The organism is Bradyrhizobium sp. CCH5-F6, from assembly GCF_001556045.1.
In the GTDB taxonomy this organism is placed as follows: Bacteria; Pseudomonadota; Alphaproteobacteria; order Rhizobiales; family Xanthobacteraceae; genus Bradyrhizobium.
This window is the reverse complement of sequence record NZ_LSIC01000141.1, coordinates 58,047-68,943: the sequence shown is the minus strand read 5'-3', so window position 1 is coordinate 68,943 and position 10,897 is coordinate 58,047. Positions and strand designations below refer to the sequence as shown.

2 protein-coding genes are annotated in these 10,897 nt (G+C 65.5%); both read right to left on the bottom strand.

The features are described 5' to 3' along the window. Positions 1-16 precede the first annotated feature (16 nt). A complete protein-coding gene (locus tag AX729_RS25525) occupies positions 17-301 on the bottom strand; it encodes a hypothetical protein (protein WP_245325378.1) in 285 nt (94 codons plus the stop codon). A 4-nt stretch (positions 302-305) separates the two neighbouring features. Beyond that, positions 306-10,895, bottom strand: a complete 10,590-nt coding sequence (locus AX729_RS38925) for a non-ribosomal peptide synthetase (RefSeq protein ID WP_082770535.1) — start codon at positions 10,893-10,895, stop codon at positions 306-308. Between the last annotated feature and the right edge of the window lie 2 nt (positions 10,896-10,897).

The following is a 10,897-nucleotide window of genomic DNA, read 5'->3' as shown; positions in this document are numbered from 1 at the left end:
CTCTTCGTCGGCAGCGTCAGATGTGTATAAGAGACAGGAGAAGGACCGGGACCGGATTGCGATCGTTGGGCGCCACGCTGGTGTAAAGCCGCGCTTCGATCATCGCTCCATCCCGCGTCGGCAGCGAGAGGCGGCGCTCGTAGCCAAGCGCAGGCGGATCGACATCGAGCAGCGGCGACGACGCATCGAAATCGGCCCGCGCCTGCACGGCGGTCAATTGCGGAAACGGAATGCGCGCGCCGCTTTCAGTGCCCGCCTGCACCATCTCGAGCAATGCTGCGATATCTGGATCAAGACTCAAGGGTTCACTCCGCCGGTTCCGGAATCGTATTCTGCGCGATCGTCGACGCCTCCGCTGGCGCGAGCAGGCTGCAGAGCTCGTCGAGCAGACCGGCATGCTTCAGCATCGTGAAATGGTTGTCACCTGCGACGCCGCGGTCAACGGCCTTCGGCACTTGCAATTTCAGCCTATCGCGCTGCTTCAGACGGACCGACGTCCACCAGCAGAGCGGCGCGACTTCGAGGCCTCGCGGCAGCGTGGCCTTTTGCGCCAGCCTGTTGAGATGCCGTCCAACCGCGAAGGCGGCGGACACATCGTCCACCCCGAGCAACGCCTCGTCTGCCCTCACGCTCCTGCCGTGCTCCATGACAGAAGCGACCACATCGCGGATGCTCTCCGGCATCTCCGGCAGGCCGGCGCGTTTCGCCGCCTCGACAGGCGCGTTGATGCAAGAGGCCGCCGCGTTCGGAAGTACGGCCGACAGCAATCCGGCGAGGTCGTCGGCCCAGTGAGCCATGACCTCTCGGCTCAATTCATCTCGTTGCCGCGGCACGAAGCTGTCGACCAAGGCAAGACCATCGACGCACTCACCGCCGCGTTCGAGCTCGGCCGCGATCAGACTGGCCAGCAGCCCTCCCAGCGACCAGCCGATCAGGCTATACGGGCCGCGCGGCTGCATCCGCCTGATTTCAGCTGCGTAGTCCACGGCCGTCGCTTCGAGCGAACTGTCGCTCCAGGACGGATCGACCAGCATTCTCGATTGCAGCCCGATCACGTGCCGCCGCCCTTCGAGGCGACGCGCCAGCGGTCCGTAGTCGAACACTGTGCCAAAGCCGCCATGCACGCAGAACACCGGAGCAATGCCGCGAACCGCAGCATTCAGCGGCAGCAGCGCCGACGGCGCCGGCGCGACGGCGGACGCGGTGTTGGCGTTGTCGGCGAGCAATGCACGGATCGTCGGTTTTTGAAGCAGATCGCGGAGCTTGATCTCGATCCCGAACGTCTTGTCCTGGCGGAGCCGCGCCATCACTTTCAGGCATAGAATCGAATTGCCGCCAAGCTCGAAGAAATTGTCGGTGGCGCCGACCTGCGGCACATTCAGAATCTTGGACCACAAGCGTGCCATCGCAATCTCTGCCGGGCCTTGCGGGGCGACGAAGCTGCGCATCGACGCGTCGGGGGACGGCAGTGCACGCCGGTCGATCTTGCCGCTCGACAATGTCGGCAATCGCTCCAGCACCATGATCCGCGCCGGCACCATATAGGTCGGCAAAATCTGCTTCAGGAAACCGGTCAAGCGCTCGACCAGCGCCTCGGCCGCGCCGGCCGCTGCGTCGCCTGCCACTTTCGGCGCGACATAGGCGAGGAGCTGATTTCCGGCCGCCGCCGGCACGGCCACGACCGCCGCCTGTGCGATCGCCTCGTGACGGAGCAGCGAGGTCTGAATCTCCCCGAGCTCAATCCGGAAGCCGTTGACCTTGACCTGGTCGTCACTGCGGCCGAGATATTCCACGGTGCCGTCATCGCGCCAACGCGCCAGATCGCCGGTACGGTACAGCCGCGCGCCCGGCATCGCGGAAAAGGGATCGGGGACGAAGCGCTCGGCGGTCATGCCCGCTCTGCCGTGATAGCCACGCGCAAGCCCGAATCCGCCGAGATAGAGTTCGCCGGCAACACCGGCGGGAATGATGTCGAGCGCGCCATCGAGAATGTAGGCGCGGCGGTCACCGACCGGAACGCCGATCGGCGCGTAGGGCGTGTCACATTCGCCCGCCCCGTCGACCTTCCAGACCAGCGGCGTGACAACGGTTTCGGTCGGGCCATAGCCATTGATCAGAATGCGCGGCTTGAGGATGCGCTTGACCTTGTCGAACCCCGCCTTCGGCATCGCCTCGCCGCCGAACGAATAGAGCTTGACCGGCGGAGGGATGCCGTTCTGCTCGACGCATTCCGCGACCTGCTGAAGGTAGGCCGGCGGCAATCCGATATGGCTGACGCGATGGGCGTGCAGGTTTTCAACCGTCTGCTCCGGCGTCCACAGCTCGGCGTCACGCATCAGCAGCCGCGCGCCGTGCGACAGAACCGTCAGCCAGCGTTCATGGGCGCCATCGAAGGCGAGCGACAAGAAATGCAGCTCGCAGGAGCTTTCGTCGATCTCGTAGAGACTGCCCGTGACGTGACAGTGCATCGCCAGCGGCCCGTGCGCGACGGCGACGCCCTTTGGCGCCCCCGTAGAGCCCGAAGTATAGATCAGATAGGCAAGGTTTTCAGGATGCATTTCAGGTTGCGGCGGATGGTCGGGGCCGGAGTCGAAGTCGAACGTGGACAGCGCGATCCTTTCGACACCAGCCTGGCTGCCTTCGATCTCGAGCCGTCCCGTCAACAGGTACGCGATCGCAGCATCGCGCATGACGAAGGCATGCCGCTCGGATGGCAATTCGGGATCGAGGGGGACGTAAGCCCCGCCTGCCTTGAGCACGGCCAGCAACGCGATCATCGTGATGTCGGTCCGCTCGGCCACCACGCCGACCCGCTGCTCGGGTTTGAGTCCCCGGGCGATCAGGTGATGGGCCAGACGGTTGGCCCTGCGCTCGAGCTCTCCGAACGAGAGCACCGTGCTGCCGATGGTCAGCGCCGTCCGCTCCGGATGACGCTGCGCGTGGCCGCTGATCGCCTCGTGCACCAGGGGCAGCGGGGCGCTCGACATCGCGTGACGATTGCAGCGATCCGCAAGAGCGGCGTCGAGCTCCGTGACGGGATCGATGCTACCGAGCAGAGCCGTGGCGTCCCGCGTCAGCGCAGCCAGCAGATGCTCGAACTGCGCCTGGATCTGCGCCGCCTGCACGGCCGTGAAATGGCTCGGCATGTAGGTGTATTCGACCTGGATCGTGTCTTCGACGAGCACCGACAGGTCCATCGGATAGTTCGTCACGTCGACATTCTTCAGACCGCTGAATTGCAAAGCGCCGTCGCCGCGATGCATGCTGCGTTCGATCGGATAGTTCTCGAAGACGATGATGCTGTCGAACATCGTCTGGCCGGCGCGGCCGGCCCAGCCCTGGATGTCGTAGAGCGGCGTGTGCTCGTAGTCCCGGATCGCCGAATTGCGGTCTTGCAGCGCTCGCAGCCATTCGCCGATGGAGCTGGCCGGCGGCAGCGTCTCGATCATGGGCAGCGTGTTGATGAAGAGCCCGAGCATCTGCTGCGATCCGTCGAGGCTGGCCGGGCGACCGGCCACCGTCACGCCGAACGTCACGGTGCTCTGGCCGGTGTAGCGCTGTAGCAGCATGGTCCATACGCCTTGGACGATCGTGTTCAACGTGATCCGCTCGCGGCGCGCGAACGCCTTCAGCTCCGCGGTCGCCGTCTCACCGAGACGCGTGTAACAGCGATTGTGGCCGGACACGTGATGGCGGCGCGCGCGGAAGGCGTCGGCCAGTTGCGTCGGCTGGTCGAACTTCCTGAGCTGCTCGCGCCAGAAGCTTTCCGCAGCCTTGGCGTCCTGCGCCAGCAGCCAGGCGATGTAATCGCGGTAGCGTGTCTTGTTCGCGGCAGACCGGCCGCCGTAATAGCACTCCAGGACGTCTCCGACGAACCTCGCTGAACTCCAGCCATCCATCAGGATGTGATGATACGTCCAGATCAGCCGATACAGGTCGTCTTGGAGCCGCAGCAGCCGTACACGCTGGAGCGGCGGCGCTTGGAGATCGAACTCGGCGGCTCGCTCCTCGGCAAGGGCAGCCGAAATGCGCTCGTCGCCGATCGCCTGCCCGCGCCAGTCTTCCTGCTCAAACGGCGTGACGGCGTCATGATAGACGACCTGCAGCGGGGAGCCGGAGAGCTCGCGCCACAAAAAGCCGGTCCGGAGCATCTGATGACGCGCGCTCACCTCGCGCCATGCTTTGCCGAGGCGCTGCGGATCAAGGCCGCGGATCTCGACGCTGACCTGGTTGACATAGACGCCGCTGCCGGCATCGCGCAGGCTGTGAAACAGCATACCCTGCTGCATCGGCGACAGCGGATAGACGTCCTCGATGCGATCCAAGTCCAGGCCGAGCCGCTCGAGCTGCGCGCCGGACAGTCCCGAGAGCGAGCCGGGTCGCAATGCCGGATCGTCCCTGCCAGAACCGACATCGCGGGACGACGCTGCCAACGCCTCAATCGTTTGATACCGGAATACGTCACGCGGCTCGATGAGCACGCCTTCGCGCCGCGCACGGCTCACCATCTGCAACGAGATGATGGAATCACCGCCGAGCTCGAAGAAATTGTCAGTGACGCCAATTTGTGGCTGGCGCAGCAGGTCGGCCCAGATCGCGGCCAGCGCCGCCTCGGCCGGCGTGCGCGGTGCGACGTGCTCGACTGACGCCGCAAGCTGATCCGGGGCCGGCAGCGCCTTGCGGTCGATCTTGCCGTTCGGCGTCAGCGGCAGTCGCTCAAGCACCACGATCCGTGCCGGCACCATGTAGTCCGGCAGGACGGAGGACAACGCCGTCTTGAGCGCCGCCCCATCCAACGCCTCGCCGCTGACATAGCCAACCAGCTGGCGACCAGCGGCGGCCTCACGCGCGACCACCACGGCCGCGCGCACGCCATACTGCGCCTGTAGCCGCGCCTCGATCTCGCCGAGCTCGATGCGGAAGCCGCGGATCTTGACCTGATGGTCGGCACGGCCGACATAGTCGAGCACGCCGTCGGAGCGCCACCGCGCCACGTCGCCGGTGCGGTACAGCCGCGCGCCGGGAGGACCGAACGGATCGGGGATGAAGCGCTCCGCCGTCAGCGCGCCGCGCCGCCAATAACCGCGGGCCAACCCCGCACCGCCGATATAGAGCTCGCCGGCAACACCGACCGGCGCCAGGTTGAGATCACCGTCGAGAATATAAAGCGTGGTGTTGCCGATCGGGCCGCCCAGCAGCGGACGATCGTCCGTCGCATCGAGCCGGTGGCGCGCCGACCACACCGTCGTCTCGGTCGGGCCGTACAGGTTCCAGACCTCGCCGGCCTGCGCCACCAGCCGTCGCGCCAGATCCGGCGGCAGCGCCTCGCCGCCGCACAGCACCCGGCAGCTTGCGGATAGCGCGGGACCCTCGTGATCGAGCAGCATGCGCCAGGTCGATGGCGTCGCCTGGATCAGGGACACGTCGTGCCGCTGCACGATCGCCTTGAGCCTGATGGGATCATGCGCCGCCGCACGATCGGCCAGCACCACGCAGGCGCCAATCGTCAGCGGCAGCCATAGCTCCAGGACCGCGATGTCGAAGGACAGCGAGGTCAGGCCGAGCACGCGGTCGGCGGCCGTCATGCCGGGCTGTTCCGCCATGGTCGCCAGAAAGTTCGTCACGGCGTCACGGCGGACCATCACGCCCTTGGGCAGGCCGGTCGAACCCGAGGTGTAGATCACATAGGCGAGGCTCTCGCCGTGAACGGCGACATCGAGATTGCCGGCATCCCCACCCTCGCCGTGCTCTCCGTCGAGCAGCCAGGCCTCGGCCCCGGTCTCCGCCAGCACGGCGGCGAACTGATCGCGCAAGTCCATCTGCGTCAGCACGAGCGCCGCGCCGCTGTCGCGCAGCATGTGCGCCAGCCGCTCCGGCGGGTAATCCGGATCGAGCGGCAGATAGGCCCCACCCGCCTTCAACACGGCCAGCAGCGCAACCAGCATCTCGGCGCCCCGGTCGAGCGCCAGCCCGACCACGACGTCGGTTCCGACGCCGCGATCCCGCAAGCGCCGCGCCAGCCTGTTGGCACGCGCATTCAGCGCGTTGTAACTCAGCGCCGTCGCGCCGAACACCAGCGCGATCGCTTCGGGCGAGTTCCGGACCTGTGTCTCGAACTGCGCGATGAACGACTCTCGCAGATACTGCGTCTGCGTTCGATTCCACGCCTCCAGCAGAAGCTGGCGCTCGTCTGGGGGCAGAATCTCGAGTTGCCGGACCGGCGCGCGCGGCGCGCGGTCCAGCGCCTCAGCCAATTGCTCCAGCGCCTGCTGCATCAAGGCACAGATGCGACCGGCCGAAAGCGGGCGGACGATCTGAGCCGTCAGGCCAAGCGCCTGACCGTAGTCCTCGATGGCCAGCATCAAGGGATAATTGGTGCGCTCTTCGCCACCGAGCCATTCGATGCCGGAGCCGCCCCTGTCCGCAGCCAAATCGGCCGGCATGGTGTTGTGGCGATAGTTCAGGATCGAGCTGAACAGGGGCGCCGGTGCAGCGACGCCGCTGCACCGTTGCGCAAGCGTCAGCGAGGCGTGCTCATGCGCCATCAGCTCAGTCAGCCTATCATGTGCGTCACGAACACTGTCCTCGACCGCCCTATCATCGAGATCGAGCCGCAGCGGCAAGGTGTTGATGAACAAGCCCATGGTGCGATCGCCGCCGGCGCCGGCCTGCATGCGACCGAACAGGACCGTTCCGAACACGACTCGCTCGCGCCCGCTGCTTCGCGCCACCACCTGCCCCCAGGCGAGATGGCAAAGGCTGGCGAGGCTGACGCCCAGCCGCCGCGCGTGGGCACGAAGCCTTGCGTTCAGCCCTTCCGGCAGCATCCGCCGGGCTTCCACAACGCCGCCACCGTCGCCGTGCACCCGCTCCAGCCCAAACGGCGTGGTCGGCTCATCGATGTCGGCGAGCATGCCACGGAAGAAGCGCTCATGCTCCGCGTTCGCCGTCGAACCACGGACCTGCGCCACCAGATTCCGGAACGGATATGGCGGCGGCAGTTCGTGACTGCGTCCGGACAATATCTTCACGACCTCGTCGTGCATCACCTCCAGCGTGGAATGATCGCCGATCAGGTGATGCAGCAAGACCAGGAGCAGCCACCGCCCTCGATCAGGATCGGCTGCGACTGCAAAGCGCAGCAGCGGCGGCTGTCCGAGATCGATCCGATGAAACCGCGGATCGAACCGTCGCGCGAGCTGCTCGTCGGCAGGATCTTCGCCCTCCAGCACGATCTCGCTGACAACCAAGGGCGCCCGCCGCCAAACCACCTGCGCCGGCGTGGACAGGCCATTCCAGACGATCGACGTTCGCAGAATATCGTGGCGATCGACCACCTGCCGCACCGCGTCGAGATAACGATCGAGCAGATCGCGGCTGGCAAACGCCATCTGGCCGACCAGCAGATATGGATCGCCTTCCTTCGACAGCAGATGATGAAAGAGGATACCGTCCTGAAGCGGCGACAGGCCGTAGATGTCCTGAATGTTGGCGGCGCCGCCGGGAACGCCGGCCACGATGCTGTCGATGTCGGATTGCGTCAACGCGATCAGCGGCAACATCTCTGGCGTGATCGTCGTAGTCTGCCGGGTGATCCGGTTGTCCGGAACGTCGGCTTCTCCGCTGTCATCGAGGCTGGCAGCAAAATCCGCCAGAACCGGATTTGCGAAAAGCGTGCGCGCGTCCGATTTCAGCCCATGCCGCTGCAGCCGCTCCAGCATGCGGACCGCGAGCAGCGAGTGGCCTCCGAGTTCGAAGAAGTGATCGCTGCGCCCAATTCGATCGACGCCCAAAAGCTCGGCCCAGACGTTCGCGACGACCTGCTCAACATCGCCTCGCGGCGACTCGAAACGGCGCCGCGCAAACGCATCGTCGTCCGGCGCCGGCAGTGCCTTGCGGTCGACCTTGCCGCTCGGCGTGAGCGGCAATGCATCGAGGCGCACGAAGGCCGACGGCAACATGTAGTCCGGCAGGCACGCCCGCAAATGATTGCGCATCGCTCCGGCAAATTCACCGGCATCGAGCCCAGCTCCGTCACTACGACGCGCGGCCACATAAGCAACCAGCCGCGTATCGCCGCTATGGTCCCGGTGCACGAGCACGACGGAATCGGCCACGTCGGCGTGCTCGTTCAGTCGAAACTCGATCTCACCAAGCTCGATGCGAAAGCCGCGGATCTTGACCTGGTGATCATTGCGGCCGAGAAACGCGATATTTCCGTCCGGCAAATAACGCCCAAGGTCGCCGGTGCGATATATGCGCGCTTCCGCATCACCGTGGAAGGGATCGCGGACGAAGCGCTCCGCCGTCAGATCGGCCCGGTTGAGATAACCGCGCGCAACTCCGACGCCTCCGATCCAGATTTCACCCACCGCGCCGAGCGGAACGGGCCTCCCGAACCGGTCCAAAAGATAGATCCGCACATTCGGCAGCGGGCGGCCGATCGGGGCGGCGTCGCCATCGAAGTCCGGCGGCCGCAGCCAGCTCGTGGCGCAGACCGTTGCTTCCGTGGGACCGTAGCCGTTGAAGACCGCGACACCGGGAGGCATTTCCTTGATCAGCTCGGCCTTGGGCAATTCACCGGCCAGGACGAGGACCCGCAGCGAGGCCAGGCGGTCGAGATCGGTACGCCCGTGCAGCATCGCCGGCGGCAAGGTCGCATGCGTAATCGCATTGTCCGCGAGGTAGCCGAACAGTTCCGAAGTGTCCTGATGCTCTCGCGGCCCAGCCAGAAACAACGTCGCGCCCGAGCACAGCGCCATGACGATTTCCCAGATGCTGGCATCGAAGCTGCACGAGGCAAATTGCACGACTCGGCTGAGCGAATTGACCTCGAACAGCGCCCGCTGTGTTCGCGCCAGATTCACCAAGCCGCGATGCTCGACCATCACCCCTTTCGGCAGGCCAGTCGAGCCGGACGTATAGATGATGTAGGCGAGGTTACGCGAGCTTAGCCCTTCGACGAGGCCGCTAGGATCGCATGTCGCCTGCGCTGTGACGGCGGACGCATTCACCCCGGGATCGACGATCTCACAGGTCCCATCCCGGAATATTGCCGTTCCCGCCTCGTCGGCGATCAGCACTCGCGGCTTGGCATCCTCGGCAATCTGGCGTAGTCGCTCTGCCGGATAGGCGGGATCGAGCGGCAGATAGGCCCCACCCGCCTTCAGCACGGCCAGCAGGCTCACCACCATGGCAATACCGCGCGGCAGGCAGATTGCGACAGGCTGGTCCGGCGCCACACCCAGGGACATCAAGCGCCGCGCAAGCGTATTCGCTCTGGCATCGAGTTCGCCGTAGCTCAGGCGAACGTCTCCGTACACCAGCGCGTCGGGGTCCGGCGCCGTTCTTACCTGCTCTGCAAACAATTCGTGAATGCAACGCTCGGAGGGAAATGGTGAGGCGGTCTCGTTCCATGCATCGAGAACGCGCCTGCGCTCCTCCGCACCGATAATGTCGATTCGATCGACCACTTGGTCTGCGTCGGCAACCATAGCTCGCAGCACAGCCAACAGATAGTCCCAGTGGCGCCTGATCGTCGCTCCGTCGAACAGCGCCGTCGCATAGTTCAGGGACCCGACAATACGTCCGTCCATTTCGCCAAGAGCAAGTTCGAGATCGAACTTGACCTGCTCGAGCGGTATATCGGCGACCTCGGCCTTGAGACCGGGCAGTTCGAGCGCCCCCGTCTCGTTGCTCTGCCAGGCGAACACGACTTGAAAGATCGGCGTCCGCTCCAGTCGTCGCAGCGGCTGAGTGATTTCGACGACGTGCTCGAACGGCAGATCCTGATGATCCTGCGCAGCGAGCGCGGCAGTGCGCACGCGACCGAGCAGTTCGGCGACGCTGGGCTCGGCCGAGAGATCGACGCGGACAGCCAGCATGTTGACGAAAAATCCGATCAGGCCTTCAATCTCCGGCCTGTTTCGGTTGGCCGTCGGCGTGCCGATGACGATATCCGTCTGCCCCGAGAGCCTTGACAGCACCGCAGCCCAGGCCGCCAGCACGATGATGAACGAGCTGGCTCGATGCGACTGGCCCAGCCGGCGAATGGCAGAAGCCAGCTCGGCATCAATCTCGACCGGCAAGGCCGCGCCGGCGAGCGACCTGACCGGCGGACGCGGCCGGTCCGTCGGCAACTCGAGCACCGCCGGCGCATCCGCCAGTGCCTGTCGCCAAAACTCGGCCTGCCGCTGCAATCGCTCGCCCGAGAGCCATTGTCGCTGCCAGGCGGCATAGTCCGGATACTGGATCGTCAATGGCGGCAAAGGATCGTCTTTGCCCGCGACGAAAGCCCGGTAGAGCGCACCGAGCTCACGCATGAGCACGCCGATCGACCAACCATCGGAGACGATGTGATGCTGGGTGAGCAGGAAGAGATAGTCCCGCTCCTCCGTCCGGATCAGCCGGCCGCGGATCGACGGTCCTAGAGCGAGGTCGAACGGCGTCGCAGCCTCCTCGCAGCAGAGGCGCGCGAGCTCCTGATCGCGGTCGTCCCGGCCGCGCAGATCATGCTGGAGCAGCGGCACGCGTTCATAATCAGGCAGCAGCATCACGCGCGGCTGTTCGTCGACCACGCGAAAGACGCTGCGCAACGCCTCATGGCGCGCGAACAAGCGGTCGATGCTCCGACGCAAGGCTTCGACATCGAGGTCGCCCGAGAGCCGCAACGCTCCGCGAATGTGATAGTTGGAATTGGCGCCATCGAGTTGCGTCAACAGCCAGAGCCGTTGCTGCGCAAAGGACATCTCCAGTGATCCGCCGCGCGCCACTGCGGGAATGGCAATCGCGCCGCTCCTGTCCGCACTCCGGCCGCGATCCCTGGCCAACGAGACGAGCTTTCTCATCTGCGCGGGATCCAGATCTCGCAAGCTCGGCCTTGCCGTGTCGGCCATGC